The 14,956-nt window shown below is 65.9% G+C and carries 14 protein-coding genes and 1 tRNA gene; 10 read left to right on the forward strand and 5 right to left on the reverse strand.

Going from position 1 to position 14,956, the window contains the following annotated elements; translation table 11 throughout:
* Positions 1 to 14 precede the first annotated feature (14 nt).
* From AC07YZ_RS17185 to AC07YZ_RS17230, 10 genes are all read left to right on the forward strand, one after another.
* On the forward strand, positions 15 to 1,388 hold the full coding sequence (locus tag AC07YZ_RS17185; protein ID WP_494795605.1) for a DEAD/DEAH box helicase family protein: 1,374 nt from the start codon (positions 15 to 17) through the stop codon (positions 1,386 to 1,388).
* Positions 1,379 to 2,365, forward strand: a complete 987-nt coding sequence (locus AC07YZ_RS17190) for a DNA methyltransferase (RefSeq protein ID WP_494795606.1) — start codon at positions 1,379 to 1,381, stop codon at positions 2,363 to 2,365. The genes AC07YZ_RS17185 and AC07YZ_RS17190 overlap by 10 nt, the downstream gene beginning before the upstream one ends.
* Positions 2,362 to 3,108: an HNH endonuclease gene (locus AC07YZ_RS17195; RefSeq protein WP_494795607.1), complete on the forward strand. Its 747-nt coding sequence runs from the start codon at positions 2,362 to 2,364 to the stop codon at positions 3,106 to 3,108. Before AC07YZ_RS17190 ends, AC07YZ_RS17195 begins: the two co-directional genes overlap by 4 nt.
* A 95-nt stretch (positions 3,109 to 3,203) precedes the next feature.
* Entirely contained in the window at positions 3,204 to 3,725 is a 522-nt protein-coding gene (locus tag AC07YZ_RS17200) for a dATP/dGTP pyrophosphohydrolase domain-containing protein (RefSeq protein WP_494795608.1), read from the forward strand.
* A 273-nt stretch (positions 3,726 to 3,998) separates the two neighbouring features.
* The gene (locus AC07YZ_RS17205; RefSeq protein ID WP_494795609.1) at positions 3,999 to 5,381 is read left to right on the forward strand and encodes a hypothetical protein; all 1,383 of its coding nucleotides are present in this window, start codon (positions 3,999 to 4,001) and stop codon (positions 5,379 to 5,381) included.
* A gap of 1 nt (position 5,382) precedes the next feature.
* Positions 5,383 to 5,895, forward strand: coding sequence for a hypothetical protein (locus AC07YZ_RS17210; protein WP_494795610.1), 513 nt, complete (start codon positions 5,383 to 5,385; stop codon positions 5,893 to 5,895).
* Positions 5,896 to 5,905: 10 nt separating this feature from the next.
* Positions 5,906 to 6,148 carry a hypothetical protein gene (locus AC07YZ_RS17215; protein WP_494795611.1) on the forward strand — a complete coding sequence of 81 codons (243 nt, stop codon included), beginning with the start codon at positions 5,906 to 5,908 and terminating at the stop codon, positions 6,146 to 6,148.
* Positions 6,123 to 6,329, forward strand: a complete 207-nt coding sequence (locus AC07YZ_RS17220; RefSeq protein WP_494795612.1) for a DUF4224 domain-containing protein — start codon at positions 6,123 to 6,125, stop codon at positions 6,327 to 6,329. The genes AC07YZ_RS17215 and AC07YZ_RS17220 overlap by 26 nt, the downstream gene beginning before the upstream one ends.
* A gap of 279 nt (positions 6,330 to 6,608) precedes the next feature.
* Positions 6,609 to 7,634 carry a site-specific integrase gene (locus AC07YZ_RS17225; protein ID WP_494795613.1) on the forward strand — a complete coding sequence of 342 codons (1,026 nt, stop codon included), beginning with the start codon at positions 6,609 to 6,611 and terminating at the stop codon, positions 7,632 to 7,634.
* Positions 7,635 to 7,709: 75 nt separating this feature from the next.
* Positions 7,710 to 7,789 (forward strand) — tRNA-OTHER (locus AC07YZ_RS17230).
* 179 nt (positions 7,790 to 7,968) lie between these two features.
* Here the strand turns inward: AC07YZ_RS17230 and AC07YZ_RS17235 are convergent.
* From AC07YZ_RS17235 to AC07YZ_RS17255, 5 genes are all read right to left on the reverse strand, one after another.
* Positions 7,969 to 8,754, reverse strand: a complete 786-nt coding sequence (locus AC07YZ_RS17235; protein WP_494795614.1) for a hypothetical protein — start codon at positions 8,752 to 8,754, stop codon at positions 7,969 to 7,971.
* A 147-nt stretch (positions 8,755 to 8,901) separates the two neighbouring features.
* Positions 8,902 to 9,840, reverse strand: coding sequence for a hypothetical protein (locus AC07YZ_RS17240; protein WP_494795615.1), 939 nt, complete (start codon positions 9,838 to 9,840; stop codon positions 8,902 to 8,904).
* An 8-nt stretch (positions 9,841 to 9,848) separates the two neighbouring features.
* Positions 9,849 to 12,758 carry a hypothetical protein gene (locus AC07YZ_RS17245; RefSeq protein WP_494795616.1) on the reverse strand — a complete coding sequence of 970 codons (2,910 nt, stop codon included), beginning with the start codon at positions 12,756 to 12,758 and terminating at the stop codon, positions 9,849 to 9,851.
* Between the two features lie 30 nt (positions 12,759 to 12,788).
* Positions 12,789 to 13,694, reverse strand: coding sequence for a caspase family protein (locus AC07YZ_RS17250; protein WP_226491649.1), 906 nt, complete (start codon positions 13,692 to 13,694; stop codon positions 12,789 to 12,791).
* A gap of 48 nt (positions 13,695 to 13,742) precedes the next feature.
* On the reverse strand, positions 13,743 to 14,956 hold a 1,214-nt coding region (locus AC07YZ_RS17255; RefSeq protein WP_494795617.1), incomplete at its 5' end, for a hypothetical protein.

Here is a 14,956-nt window from a genome sequence, read left to right on the forward strand (position 1 = left end):
CATGCACGACTGAAATGACCGCCTCCTACGAACAGTTCCTGCGCAATAAGAGCCAGCTCGATGGCGACTACGGCTTCGAGCCGGTGTGGATGCCAGACTACCTCTTCGACTTCCAGGCTGCAATGGTGGAGTGGTCCTTGCGCAAGGGCCGCGCTGCGCTGTTCGAAGACTGCGGGCTCGGCAAGGGACTGCAGGAACTCGTCTGGGCCGAGAACGTCGTGCGCCACACCAATGGCAATGTGCTGGTCAAAGCTCCGCTGGCGGTGTCTGCGCAGCTCGAGCGCGAAGCCGAAAAGTTCGGCATCGAGGCCCACGTCTCGCGCGACGGCAAGGTGCACCGCGGCATCACCATCGCCAATTACGAGCGGCTGCACCTGTTCGACCCGGCGGACTTCGCTGGCACGGCGAACGACGAGTCCAGCATCTTGAAGAACTTCGACGGCGCGCGCCGCGGGCAGATCACGGAGTTCGACCGCCGCCTGCCGTTCAGGCTATGCGGCACAGCCACCGCCGCGCCCAACGACTACGTCGAGCTGGGCACGTCCTCCGAGGCTCTGGGCTACCTGGGGCACATGGACATGCTGAACAGGTTTTTCAAGAACGACATGAACAACAGCAGCACGGGCCGCGGTTACATGGGGTCGGCCAACAAGTGGCGCTTCAAGGGGCACGCCGAGCAACCATTCTGGCGCTGGGTCTGCAGCTGGGCGCGCGCGATGCGCCGGCCCTCCGACCTGGGCTTTGATGACGGCGCCTTCGCCATCCCGCCGCTGGAAGAAATCGAGCACCTGGTCGAGTCTGAGATTCTTGGCGACGGCATGTTGTTCGCGCTCCCAGCCCAGGGCCTGCAGGAAGAGCGCGAAGAGCGCCGCCGCACCCTGCGCGAGCGGTGCGAGAAGGCCGCATCCATGGTGATCGACACCGGAGAACCAGCGGTGGTCTGGTGCGACCTCAACGATGAAGGCGACCTGCTTGAGAAGTTGATTCCAGGCGCGGTGCAGGTCAGCGGCAAGGACGGTGACGACGCCAAGGAAGAGAAGCTGCTGGGGTTCTCCGACGGCGCCTTCCGCGTGCTGGTGACGAAACAGAAGATCGCCGGGTTCGGCATGAACTGGCAGCACTGCCACCACATGACCGACTTCCCATCCCACTCGTATGAGGGGTACTACCAGAAGGTGCGCCGCTTCCTTCGGTTCGGCCAGCAACATCGCGTGCGGGTGGACATGGTCACCACCGAAGGCGGGCGTGGCGCGCTCCGAAACATGCAGCGCAAGGCCGTCCAAGCCGACGCGATGTTCACCGCGCTGGTGTCCGAAATGCACGCCGCAATGACCATCCAGCGCACGCAATCATTTATCAAGAAACATGAGCTTCCAGCATGGCTGTAGCCGAACAACTCATCACCGATAAATTCGCCATCTACCAGGGCGATTGCGTCGAGGGTATGCAGCAGCTGCCGGATGGGTGCATCCACCTTTCCGTCTACTCGCCTCCCTTCAGCGGCCTGTACAACTACAGCAGCGACGACCGCGACCTGTCCAATTGCCGCAACTACGACGGCTTCTTCTCCCACTACGAGTTCGTGGTGCGCGAGATCGCCAGGGTCACAATGCCAGGCCGGATGTCAGCGGTGCACTGCATGGAGATTCCGCGCAGCAACTCAGGAACCGATTCGCTGATCGACTTCCCAGGAGACATCATCAAGCTCCACCAGCGCCTGGGCTGGAGTTACGCCGGCCGGCACGCGATCTGGAAGGAGCCGCTCGCCGTTCGCCTGCGGACGATGCAGAAGAACCTGGCGCACGCCTCGCTGGTGGCCGACAGCATCGACTGTGGCATCGCGTCCGCCGACTACCTGCTGCTGTTCCGCCGCGACGGCGAGAACCCGGTGCCCGTGGCGCACCCGGTTGGCATGCTGGAGTACGCCGGCGACCGCAAGCCACCTCCAGAGGTGATGACCTACCGCGGATGGAAAGGCAAGCAGACCGAAAACCGTTTCTCACACTGGATCTGGCGCCAGTACGCCGACTGCATGTGGGACGACATCCGCATCGACAGGGTGCTGCCTTTCAAGGCCGCGCGCGACACCGACGACGAAAAGCATGTGCACCCGCTGCAGTTAGACGTGATCGAGCGCGTGATCGCGCTGCGCAGCAACCCGGGAGAGACCGTGATGACGCCATTCATTGGCGTGGGCTCCGAGGTCTACGGGGCCATCGTCAACGGCCGCCGAGGACTGGGCTGGGAACTCAAGCCCAGCTACTTTCGGCAGGCCGCTAAGAACTGCGAGGCCGCGGCAGCAGGCCATCGCTTCGATCGCCAGAACACCGAGCTACTGCTCGACCAAGAACCGGAGTCCGCATGAGCGCCACGAAATCCCGCTACCCGCGCCCACCGGTGGACCGCCTGGCGCTGATGTACACCGACATGGGCCTGACCTGCCCAGACATCGGATGGCTGTACGAGCGCGACGCCAAGACAGTGCACTACTGGCTGCGCCAGGCCGGCATCCCGACACGGCCGCGCGGCAGCAATGAGGCGGTGCACTTCAAGGCCGGCGCGCCCAGCGCGTTCAAGGGGCGCACACACCGCCTGGAGAGCATCGAGAAGGTGCGGGCCGCCACCATCGCGCGCGGGCAAGTGCCTTACCTGCGCGACGGAAAGCACTGGCTGGCTGACGCACCACCCGAGCAAAACCCGAACTGGAAGGGCGGCGCCACGCCAGAGCGGCAGGAATTCTACCGGTCGCCAGAGTGGAAGGCAGCGGTGCGGTTCGTCTGGCAGCGCGACAACGCCTGCTGCCGCAACTGCGGCAAGGACTGGCGCACGGTGGACCGCAAGTCGGAGCCCACGTTCCACATCCACCACGTCTGGTCGTTCCAGATCCGCGAGCTGCGCGCGCACCCGGCCATCTTGGTGTTGCTGTGTCGCACCTGCCACCTGTGGGTGCACAGCAAGGCCAACACCACGGGTGCATGGCTTCCGCAGGAGCCCGACAGCACGCACCTTCCGAACCTTGCATTCCTAACCGACGCTGCCGCACGCGAGGTGGCCACTCCATCCCTGTTCGATATGGATGAGGTCAGCGACGAGAGCGTGACCACCTGATCAACCAACACCAACAAGAGAGAAAACACCATGCGCATTTACCTGAGCGGCCCCATGAGTGGCATCGAAGACAACAACTTCCCCGAGTTCCACCGGTGGGCCGCCCCGCGGAGATTCAGGAGGCCGGCACGTGGGAACTGTGCCTGCGTGCTGATCTGAGCGAACTGTGCACCTGTGACGGTATCGCCCTGATGCCAGGGTGGGAGGGCAGCAAGGGCGCCCATCTGGAGCTCCACGTCGCCCACCGGCTCGGCATGAAGGTCCTGCACCTCCCGCTGCAATTTGACCTTGTGACCCATCTTCACCGGCAGATGGCGTTCAGCCTGAGAACCTTCGGCCCGGGCGACCGTACGGCTGGCGTTTGTGACCACATCCGAAAGGAACTGGTCGAGGTTCAGGACGATGCCGGTGCTGGCCTGCCAGTTCTTGGCGAGTGGGTGGACGTGATCATCCTCGCCCTCGATGGCGCATGGCGCAGCGGGGCAACGCCGGAGCAGATCGTCCAAGCCATCGTTGCAAAGCAGACCAAAAACGAGGGCCGCAAGTGGCCGGACTGGCGCACCCAAGACCCCACCAAGGCCATCGAGCACGACCGAACGGCCGAAGCTGCGGCTTGAACAGGATCAACACCATGACACCGACCGTCATCCAGTTCCTCAAGCAAAGCATGCAGGCCAGCGGGTTCACAGGCCTCGTGAACATCGACAGTCCGTGCGGCTCACGGTTGACGACCTGATCCCCTGCCAAGGCGACCCAAGCCAGTGCGACATGGGCCACAAGCACATGGACCCGCGCCCTGGTCACGAAGGCGATTGGGCCGTGTTCAGACAGAAAGAACCGCCGACTGATGATCAGTGGGCGGACGTCCAATACTGAAAGGACACACCATCATGAAAAACGTCGAACTCCGAGAACTGGCAGAGCAGTGCATCAGCCACCCTGTGAGCCGTTCGATCAGCGAGATCGAGCAAGCCGGAACGGCGATCCTCGCGCTGCTTGACCGTGTTGCACACCTCGAAGCCACAGGGTCATCGAACTATGGCCGCGGCATGAACGAAGCAAAAGTTCAGGAGGTGATGGCGAGGGTGTCGCAACTGGAATGCAGCTCACACCGCATTGGAGAGCTTTTCGAGCGCTGCCAGGGCAAGGGTTGGCCTCAGGCCGAGGCCGACGAGTTCGTCAGGTTGCGAGATGAGGTTACCCCGGCGAGGCGCGCCGCCATCGAAGCTGCGCTTCGTGAGGCGCCGGCTGTGCCGGGTGATGAACCTGACGTGTTGCATGCCAGCGTCATCAAAAAAATCTGGAGTGACTGCAAAAACGAGGGCCTGGACTACGTGGCGTTTGCCTGGAGGGTCCAGCGCGAGGCCTACCGCGCCATGCTATCAGCAGCACCGCAACCAGCGCAGGCCGACCCCATCGACATGGTGCTGCACTGTCCGGCATGCGGAACGCAGCACATCGACGCGCCGGAACCGGACTTGACCGTTGCCACGGGAGGACCGCACAGCGAGACAAAGACTCATGTGATACAGAAAAGCCGCTGGACCAACCCACCCCACCGCTCGCACCTGTGCCACGACTGCGGCTACATCTGGAGACCCGCCGACGTACCTACCAACGGAGTTCAGGCAGTGAAGACGCGTGGCAAGGCAGATAGCCCGGTCGAGCAACCAGCGCAGGCAGAGCGCTGCCCGAATTGCGACGGCACAGGAGACGTGCACAGCATCGACGGCCAATGGCGCGGGAGCTGTCATTGCCCGGCAGGACAAAAACCAGCGCAGGCAGAGCAGCCGACAGAAGAGCAGGCGCCACCGAATAGCCTTCCGTCATGGGATGAATGCGCGCTCCGCATGGCAAATTCCGCGTTCATCGAAAAGCGCGGCGCTGGCGGTGGTTATGGCGCCGAACCTGACAGCAAGACGGCAACGCAACTTCACAGGTTCATCTACGAGTACGACGACTCTGATCCGTATCGATCCGCCTGGTTTCTCCATCGTCTTGAACTGGTCCTGAACGAGGCGCGGACAGAGCAGCCGAAGGCGGCGCAGCAGGAGCCGGTTCTTTGGGCACCACCGGAGCGCGATGGGGAATTTCATCATCGACACGAGTCCGTCTCCTGCTATCGAGAAGAAAAGGCCGGATGGGTACCACACTACGCCGCACCCCAGCAGCGCAAGCCGCTGAGCGATGCGGAGCACGAAGAGCTGATGAGAGGAAAGAGCACGCTGGAATACGGCCGGGCCATTGAAGCAGCCCACAACATTGGAGAGTGACATGGCTGGTGTAATTCAAGAGTGGACTCAGAGCATCCCGATGATGCAGCAGACCGTGCTGCTGACGGCCATTCGAGGTCCGGATGGGCTTCCAAAGTACGGACCCATCAAGATGCTGCTGCGCTGGTATCGGCGATGCGTTCTGCTTTCGGCCATGGATGGCGCGGTGCTGAATAACCCGATTGACTCCAATGGCGGCAGTTTCACCGGGCCATCGCTCGACGGTGATGACCCGGAAGACTGCTGGGAAGACCGAATGCAGGTGCACGTGAACGGCTACATGCGTGATCTGGACGCGATCCCTCATCACTTCCAGATGCACTTCATGCATGCTGTGGAGATCATTGGGTACAAGCATCCAGACCATCGCGTCCGAAACTTCTGGCATCAGCTTTACCTGCGGCTGGTGCACGATATGCATGTGTGGCCGGAGACGGAACAGCAGCTTGACGACCGTCTTGGAGACAGCAGAAGCGGCTGGCTCAGGCGAGCCGACATAGCAACGATTGAGTGAGGGCCAAACCATGCTGATCGACGCACAGATCATCCACCTATGGATGATGAACGGCGTGGGCCTTGCTGGCAACCGCTATGCCGACTTCGCTCGGGCTATTGAAGCCGCTGCCACAGCCCCGCTGCTGGAGCGCATTGCAGAACTCGAAGTGTGTAACGCCAACCTCGAAGCGAGCCTGCAGCGGTTCAAAAACCGCGCCACGAGCAGCAAAACCCAGGAGATAAGCCATGACCGAATACCTGTCGATCAATGAGCTGCACCAACTCACCGGCTACGCGCGCGCCACCCAGCAAGCGGCATGGCTCAAGTTCCGAAGCATTCCACATCGGCAGGATGGATCTCGGGTCATCGTGTCCAGGGTTCATGTCCAGTCGTGGCTGGAGGGCAAGCCGGCGCTGACCCGTGGCGGGATGAACGTGGCGGCGATCCGATGAAGCAATTCAAGAATGCACTCTGCTGGTGGTTCGGATGCCAGCCGGACTACCATGCAATGGACCATGGTTGCGACTGCGTCCCGTGCGAGCGTTGCCGCGCCGCTGACACCACCTATTCAGACCGGGTTGGCGACACGAGGCACCGACGGTTCGTTGACATGCTGTACTCGCTGTACTGGACGCTGATCGGCCGCTGGTTGCCAACGAAGTGCCCAGCATGTGGCCAGCGATCCAAGTGCAAGGCCGATTGCGACGGAATACCGTTCTGACGGAGACACCATGCCAAAGCTCACCAAATACCCGCGCTTGCGAACCAAGGTCTACAAGGGCCGTGGCGGCCAGGCATACGTCTACTACGTCTACGACATGCGGCCGGAAGGCAAGCCGGACGTGCGGCTGGGGAAAGACCATGCCAAGGCAATCGAGCAGTGGGAGCAGCTGCACAACAAGGTGCCCCTGACCATCGGCCGGATAGAGGAAGCCTTCGCGCGCTGGGAAGAGAAGGAACTGCCAGGGTATGACAACCAGGAGACGCGCCGCGGCTACGCCAAGAACCTGCGCGCGCTGCGCCCTGTGTTCGGCGGCATGGCGTGGGACGAGGTGGACCTGCCGGCGCTGCGCCAGTACCTGGACCTGCGAACCGCCAAGACGCAGGGAAACCGGGAAATGAGCCTTCTGCAAATCGTGTGGTCGAAGGCTCTGATGTGGGGCATGACGCGCCTGCCATGGCCCGCCCAGGGCGTCAAGAACTGGAAGAACGAGGAACAGGCGCGCGAGTTCGAAGTGACCGGCGTGTTGTTCGCGGCGGTCTACGCAGAGGCCGACCAGGTGCTGCGCGACTGCATGGACATCGCCAGCGCCACCGGCATGCGCATCACCGACGCGCGCACCGTTCGCATGCCGGTCGATGGCGTCATCACCCACCGCGCCAGCAAGACCCGCAAGGCGTCCAAGTTCACGGTGGCGGACTCTCCGATCCTGACCGCGCTGGTGGCCCGACGTGAGGCGATGAAAGCGCACTGCGTGATGCTGCTGACCACCCCCACGGGACGGGCCGTCACCTACCGCATGCTGCGCGACCGCTGGGACGACGCGCGAGACGCCGCCGCGTTCAAGGCCGAGCAGGCGGGCGACGAAGACCTTGGCAAGACCGTGCGGGCCATGTTCTTGCGCGACATGCGCAGCCTTGCTGCTGACCTTGCCGACGATCTGGACGAGGCCTCCAAGCTGCTGCAGCACAGCAATAAGGCACTGACGGCCAAGCACTACCGGACCCGGGCGACGAGGCTGCGCGCGGTGCGCTGAACCGTTGGCGCGATAGTTTCCGACGCCCCTGCGAACTTTGGGATTTGATGCGCCAAAAAAAGGCCTGGAGGCCGCGCCGTTGCTGGTTTTCTAGGTGGGACTCAAAATCCCCCGCCAGAGATGGCGTGCCGGTTCGATTCCGGCCCCGGGCACCACAAACAAGGTCAGACCACCTCACACGGTCGCAAGAACCCGCACGCTCTCCGGCGTTGCGGGTTTTTTCTTGTCTCACCGGCCATCGCCTCGAAACATGAACACCGGCGTCTGGCCCGTCATGCGCTGGCCGTCCGGCGCGACGGCCGATCTGGGTGGCTGGCGCTGAAAGCTGTGGCGCCTACCGCGCCACGGCCGCCCGCAGAGCGCACAGCGCCGGCGAACGCCACACAGCGAGGCCATAGGGACTGGAGCAGATCGCATGCTCGGGCGACGCATACAACCGCTGGGCGGACTGGCCCCAAGGCGTGCTTTGCACGCGCTCATGCAGCCGCGCGAGGCCTTTGGCGCCCAGCGCGGCCGCGTTGTTCAAAGCCGGCAACCACTCCGCGGCGTCGGGGTAGAACGGTGACAGACTGCTGGCGCGGGCTTCGTCGTCGCCGGCCCAGTCCAACGCCCGGTCGAGCAGGGCCAGCGATTCACGCGTGCCCGGGATGCCCTCCAGACCGGTCGCGGCCAACAGCGCCAGCACGTTGGTGATCACGGTGCAGTCGACCATGTCCAGGCCCGCACCCGAACGGCTCCAGGTCGCGAACACGCCCACTTGCAGCCAGGGCGGGCGAAGCACGGGCAGCCGGGCGATGCGGCGCACGCCGATGCACCGACAGGCGATGCGCCGCGCTTCGGCCCGGTCCAGCCGCCCGGCCAGGTAGAGCTCCAGCGCCATGATGGCGGTGTCGTCGGCATCGTCCGGCAATGGGGGTGCCCAGACCGGGCGCAGGCCCTGCGGCCAGAAACCGAAGCCGCCCTGCGCCGAGCGACAGCGCTCCAGCACCCGCAGCATGGGCAGGCCCGGCTTGCGACCCTCGCGCCGCAAGGCGCGCACGGCCAGGGCGGTGGCAAAGCCGTTGCGGTCGGGCACGCACCGCCCGCTGCTGTGCATTTCGCTCGCGACAAGACCTTCCATGGGCTCCTGGCTGGCGCTCACTGGACGACCCTCCGTGCTGCGCACTGCGGGGCCGAGCGCCTTCGGAACGGCCGGGCGTCGCTCATTGGACGACCCTCCGTGCTGCGCACTGCGGGGCTGAGCGCCTTCGGAACGGCCGGGCGTCGCTCATGTGGGGCGCAGTCCGCACTGCAGCCAGGAGGTGCCGCCCGCCTCCACGCCGGCACCCACCATGCCGTGGCGCCAGCGGCCGTCGGGCGGGCCGCCGGCCAGGGCGGCATAGACCGCGGCGGGCTCACCGTCCACGGCCGACCGCAGGGCCTCGCTCACCTGCTGGTCGTCGCGGAACAAGGCCTTGGCGAAACAGAACCAGGTCAGGGCGCGGGGCCGCATTTCGCGGTCGAACAGCAGGCTCAGGCCCGATGGCCGGGGCAGGTCCTGATCACCGCAGAGCAGCGCCAGGCGCTGGTCCAGGGCCACGCCCGGTGACGACGCGCCCAGGAAGCGCTGGCACCAACCCAGCAGGCGCTCCCGGTCCAAATCGGGGCACTGCGCATACAGCTCCAGGCTCTGGTCGGCGTTCAGGCCGGCCATGCGCCAGCGCAGCGTGGGGCTGCGCAGCCAGGGCAGTGAGCAAGGCTGCGACAGCGGCGCCCCGGGCGGCAGATCGACGTACAGCTTGGTGGTGGCGCTGCCGGCGCGTGAAAAACGCGCTCCCAGCCAGGCGCCAAAGCGCAGGTCCCGGCCCTGTTGCAGCGCCTGCCACGGCGCCAACGCACGCCTGGGTTCGTTCGGCCAGCCAAGGCACCGCGCCGCCAGCCCCAGGCGCTCGTGGTCGGGCGTTTCGGGCGGCGCCACTTCCACCGTGCAGCGCAGCGCCGCCTCGCGCGAGGACCAGGCGAACTCGATCGGCAGGCCGGTGTTGGTGAGCCGGCTGAAGCGCCAGGCCACTTCGGGCCAGACCGAGTGGCCGACCGCACCCAGGCTGTGCGCCAGCGCCGCGCGGGCACGGGTCACCGCCTCGGGCAGCAGGGGCTCAAGGCGGTCCATCGTGCGGTCCACCGCGCTGGGCAACGCACTGTGGATCTCGGCGGGGTGAACGACCATGGCTGGCATCAGCTCACCGGCTGGATCTCTTCCTCCGTCTCCACCCAGGCCCGTTGCTGAAACAGGTTCGGGCCGATGAAGGTCAGGCGGAAGCGGTAGCGGCGCTGGTTCTTGTCGCGCAGGGCCATGCGCAGCTTCACCGAGTCGGTGGCCGTGCCCGGGATCTCCAGACGCTCGGTGCGCTCGTACTGGTTGGCGGGATCGCGGTATTCCACATCGACCAGCACCCGGTTCACCGCGGCGGGGTCGAAAGCGGGCACGAACTCGATCCGCAGCGCCCCCACGAACAGGTCGTGCACCACGATCTGCGACACCGCCAGGTCGGTGGCGGGCAGGCGCGTGACGCTGCCATCTTTCAGCCGCTGCACCAGCTCCATCTCGACCCCGCGGTCGGCCGGTGCGGGTTTGGCCCCGCGCAGGCGCCAGATCTGCGGGGCGCTGTCGCGGCGCAGCGTGAGCACGGTGCGGGGTTCCGGGCTGGCGTAGCCGCGCGCCTTCAGGTTGAGCTCGATCGACTCGACCACCTCCCAGTCGATGTCGCCGGCGATCGCGCTGATCTCGCGGAACTCGATGTGTTCGTAGGGGTTCACGAACAGCGTGCGGTCCAGCGTGCTCTTGGCCGGGATGTCGTAGGAGTGGCGGTCGGCGGCCCAGCCCGACTGCGGGTCGAAGTGGAACTGGAAACCGGCCTGGTAGTCGATGTCGCGCGTGCTGTTGAGAAACACCTTGAAGGTCTCGACCTTGTTCTCACCCGGCAGGAACACGAAGTCGGCGTGCTTGTGGTCCTGCGGTTTGGCCGGATCGCCGTAGTCCAGCGCGACCTGGGCCGAGGCCAGGCCGATGGGCGCGAAGTCGATCGGCATGCTGGCCTCGACCTTGAACTCGCGGAAGAACGGATCGTCGAGATCGATCTCCTTGAAGTATTTGGCTTTGTCGCGCAGATCGCCCAGCATCAGGCCAAAAAAACCTTGCGGCGCGTAGCTGCGGCGCGTGGCCTCGGCGCGGTTGTAGCGCAGGGTGAGCTTCTTGCGTTCCTCCTGGCGCACGAACTTCAGCTTGAGGCTGGCCACCACCGGGAGCGAGCTGCCGCCCTGGGCCGGAGGAGGAGGCGGCGGCGGCGGTGGTGGTGGTGGCGGAGGAGGCGGTGGTGGGGGCGGCGGCGGAGGCGCACTCGACGCGGGCCGACGCAGCACGCCACGCCAGCGCGAGGGTGTGGTGCCCGCGGTGCGGCCGATGATGTGGGCCACGCGGTTGTCGGGGTCGCCGCCCATCGGGCTGTGGGTGCCGGGGCGGCTGGACGCGGGATGGTCGCCGTTGGCGCTGCCGCCGCTGACCGTGCCACCCGCGCGCTGCACGATGGCCAGGGCCACGTCGCGGCGCCGGGCGGACAGGCGCTGGTTGTAGGCCTCGCGCTGTGATTCGGCGAGACCCGCGGCGTGCTCGTGGCTGGCGTAGGCTTCCACGCGCACGTTGCGCGGCGCGGGCTGGCTTTGGATCCAGGCGCGCAGCCGATCGGCGCCGCGCTCCGGCCCGCTCCAATTGCCGTCGCCTTCGATGCGCAGCGTCCCCGAGGCGCTTTGAAAGCGCGGGTCGGTAGTGCTGTTGTCCACGTAGGCGCGGTACTCGGTCGAGGGCGGGTTGACGCGCCAGCCGGCTTCAGCCGGTTTGTCGAAGTCGAAGAACAGGCCGAAAGTCTCTTCGGTGGTCTGCGCGGGCCATTCCACCTCGATGGTCTTCTGGGTGGCGGGGTTCACCGTGACCGTGATGCGACCGGCCGAATCGGGCGTGACCGGGGCCCCGTCCACCCGCACACTGGCGCCCGCACCGGTGATGCTGACCGTCTCGGCCAGACCGCTGGTCGCGGGCGTGTGGGTGACGCCCTGACCGGCGGGCAGGGGCGTGGGGCTTTGCTGTTCCACGGTCAAGGCCGCAGGCTGCACGCCGCCAGTGGCACCGCCGGGGTTGGTGTTGGTGCCGCCCGGGTTCGTGGGGGTGCTGGGGGTGTTGGTGCTGTTGTTGGCGTCGCGCAGCAGGTCGCGGCCGGTGGCGATCACCTCGCTCAGCGGGTCGCTGGTGGCCTGCTGTGCGGCGAGCTGGCCCGGGGTCAACGTGGGCTCGAACCACTTCGACAGCAGATCGTCCTTGAAAAAGTCCAGCGCCCACTTCTCCTGCTCGCGCTCATCGGCCTCGTCGGTGAAATTCAGCACCTTGATGTGGATCGCGCCGCTTTGCACCAGCGACTCGAACGCCGCCTCGATGCCACCGCGCAGGAACTGGTACTGGGCTTCGAGGCTGGCGCTGAAGTGGTTGAAGATGCGCTCGAAATCGGCCGTGATCTCCACGTCGATCGAGGGCCGCATCGCCAGGTACTTCATGTTGTAGATCACGCCGATCGGCGCCATGCCGTCGCTGAAGGCCTGCTCCAGAATCGTCGCGCCCTCCTTGGACAGCGCCAGGCTGAAAGCGGCGCCGTTTTCGCTGTCCATGGACGGCACGGACGCGCCCAGGATCAGCTCGACCGCGTTGAACGCGCCCTCGGGCGCGGCGCTGGCCGCGGTGCCACCCGAGCCTTGCAGGTTCAGCGCCAGACATTGCACCGTGCCTTCTTCAAACGGCGCCGCGGCCAGACGCACCGGCGGCGTCACGCCGGGTTCGGCATTGATGCGGCCCAGGATGCGCGACTCCAGCTGCGGCGTGAGCTTGAGCGTGGTCTTGAACATCACGAAACCGCCGCCGGTCTTGCCCACGTCCACGCTGGCGGCCTTGTATTTCAGGAATGTGAATTCGGCCAGGTTGTCGGGCCCCGCACGGCGTGCCAGGCCGACCGGCCCCGGCAGATACCAGAACTGATTCACGTCGGCGTGATCGCGGTAGACGGTGATGCCATCGACGGTGAGCGGCTTTTCCAGGCTGAGCATAAAAACTCCTCGGTGGGTGGAACGGCCGGCTCAGCGCGAATCGCGCCAACCGTCGAGGAAGGTCTCTTCCATGCGGTTGGCCTGGCCGCGCAGCTGCGGCGTCTGCTGCTGACCCGGGAAGTGCTGGGTCATCAGCGCAGCCACAGAGGTGGTGAGCGAATCGATCAGCCCGTGGTGGTCGATGCTGAAGTTGCTGGCGTTGACCAGGTCGAGAAACGACTTGGTCAGCAGGCCGTGGCCGATGGCCTCGGTCTCCATGGCGACCTGGGCGGCCGAGCTGGCCGCGATCAGCGTGGACTTGGCCTGCTGCACCAGACGGCGCGTGTTGTCTTCCTCCACCACCACGCCGGTGTTGCGGGTGGTCACGCTGCGGATGTTGTTGTCCAGCACCGAGCGGCTGGCCGGTGGCAGGCAGATGCCGCAGGGCAGCAGGGTGCGGCACTGGGCCAGCCGCTGCAGCAGATCGGCGCTGAACTGCGGCGAGCGCGCACGCCGCGCGATCTCGCTCTCGTCGTGCATGCCACCCGAGTGGCAGCTGTCGAGGATGATGGTGAAGTTGGCGACCGAGGGTTCCAGCGAGTCGGCCAGGCTCTGGATCTCGTGGTCGCTGATGTGCTGGCCGGAGAACGGGATGATGGTCTCGAACATCTGGGTCGGCACCACCGGGTGCGGCACACGCCCGCCGTGGCCAGAGTAGTAGAAGCAGATCACATCGCCCGGCTGCGACTGGGTCACGCAGTAGCGCAGCGCCTGGCGGATGCGGGTCGAGGTGGCCGCGCCATCGGTGAGATAAAAGATGTCCTGCGGTGCGAAGCCGAAGGCGTCGACCAGCATGTGGTACATCGAGGCCGCATCGGCCACGCAGAAACGCAGGCTGTTGTAGCCCTGCACGGAGTAGTCGTTCACGCCGACGATGACGGCTCGTTTGGTGGTCATGTGAAATCTCCTCGGAATGCGAATGGGGGGATGTGGGGGGCAGCGGTCTCAGATCACCACGGTGATCACGTCGTCCTCGGTCTCGACCGGCGCCGGGCGCTCGGTGCGGCCGTCGCTGTGCACCACGGTGAGCTGGTGGCTGAAGCGCTTCTTCAAGGGGTCGGGCGTGGAGAAGCGCACCCGCGCCTCGGTCATCTCGGGGGTGAGGCGCACGCGCTCGCGGCGCGCGTAGTGGTGGGCCGGATCGGCGTAGCTCACATCCAGCATCGCGGCACGCACGCTGCTGAAGTCCACGATCGGGAAGATGGTGACGTCGAGCGAGCCCGGGTAGGGGTCGTCGATCACGACGGAGGTGGCGCGCGTGCTGACCGCGGGCAGCTCGACCACGCTGCCGTCTTTCAGGTGGTGGCGCACCCGATAGCGCCAGCTGCGCGTGGAAGACGGCGAGACGCGCAGCTTCCATTCCAGCGCGGCCGGCGCGGCGGCGTTGATGCGACCGCTCTTCTCGCGCTTCCAGCCGCTCGGGTCTTCATAGCCCAGATCCAGCTCGATGTGGTCGATCACGCCCGGGTCGATGCGGCCGGGCTCGACGCGAATGTGCAAAAAGCCGATCGCGTCCATGGGGTTGAGCACCAGGGTACGGTCTTCGCTCGCGGCCACGCGCGGCGCGTCATAGCTGAAGCGTTCGCCTTCCCAGGCACTGTTGGGGTCGAAGTGGTACTGCGCCTGCCAGGCATAGGTCTGGTCTTTGCGCAGGTTGACCATGAACTCCACCGCCCGGGCCGCGTGGTCGTCGGCGTTGAAAACAAGATCCTGGCGGCGGTGGTTGTTCGGGTCATTGACCGGCCCGTAGTCCAGCTGCAGGTGAATCTCTTTCAGGCCCAGGGCCTCGAACGCGAACGGCGCCTTGGCCTCGATCTTGAGCGTCTGGAAAAACGGATCGTCGAGATCGATCTCCACGAAATACGGCGGACGGTTGAGCTCGCGCGCCATCAGGCCGATGAAGCCCTGCGGCGCGTAGGAGCGCTGCTGGGCCTCGGCGCGGTTGTATTCGAAGGTCGCGGTGCGCCGCTCTTCCTGGCGGATCGAGCGCAGCCGGAACGCGGCCACCGCGTCATCGCGCTGCGGTGTGCCCGCGGCGTTGCGGTCGGCGGCCGCGGCCACCGGGGCCGCGCCGCTGCGTGCACCCGCGCCACCGGGCGGCGGCGTGCTGGTGGCCGGCTCGCCCGAGCCTTCGGTCGGGCTGTCGCTGGCGCTGGCAC

The sequence above is a fragment of the Hydrogenophaga sp. GW101-3F08 genome, assembly GCF_059424585.1.

Coding starts and splice junctions, on each gene's coding strand:
- AC07YZ_RS17245 (WP_494795616.1), bottom strand. CDS start 12,758: ATGCTCAGCCTGGAAAAGCCGCTCACCGTCGATGGCATCACCGTCTAC.
- AC07YZ_RS17240 (WP_494795615.1), bottom strand. CDS start 9,840: ATGGTCGTTCACCCCGCCGAGATCCACAGTGCGTTGCCCAGCGCGGTG.
- AC07YZ_RS17235 (WP_494795614.1), bottom strand. CDS start 8,754: ATGGAAGGTCTTGTCGCGAGCGAAATGCACAGCAGCGGGCGGTGCGTG.
- AC07YZ_RS17190 (WP_494795606.1), top strand. CDS start 1,379: ATGGCTGTAGCCGAACAACTCATCACCGATAAATTCGCCATCTACCAG.
- AC07YZ_RS17220 (WP_494795612.1), top strand. CDS start 6,123: ATGACCGAATACCTGTCGATCAATGAGCTGCACCAACTCACCGGCTAC.
- AC07YZ_RS17195 (WP_494795607.1), top strand. CDS start 2,362: ATGAGCGCCACGAAATCCCGCTACCCGCGCCCACCGGTGGACCGCCTG.
- AC07YZ_RS17215 (WP_494795611.1), top strand. CDS start 5,906: ATGCTGATCGACGCACAGATCATCCACCTATGGATGATGAACGGCGTG.
- AC07YZ_RS17250 (WP_226491649.1), bottom strand. CDS start 13,694: ATGACCACCAAACGAGCCGTCATCGTCGGCGTGAACGACTACTCCGTG.
- AC07YZ_RS17185 (WP_494795605.1), top strand. CDS start 15: ATGACCGCCTCCTACGAACAGTTCCTGCGCAATAAGAGCCAGCTCGAT.
- AC07YZ_RS17225 (WP_494795613.1), top strand. CDS start 6,609: ATGCCAAAGCTCACCAAATACCCGCGCTTGCGAACCAAGGTCTACAAG.
- AC07YZ_RS17205 (WP_494795609.1), top strand. CDS start 3,999: ATGAAAAACGTCGAACTCCGAGAACTGGCAGAGCAGTGCATCAGCCAC.
- AC07YZ_RS17210 (WP_494795610.1), top strand. CDS start 5,383: ATGGCTGGTGTAATTCAAGAGTGGACTCAGAGCATCCCGATGATGCAG.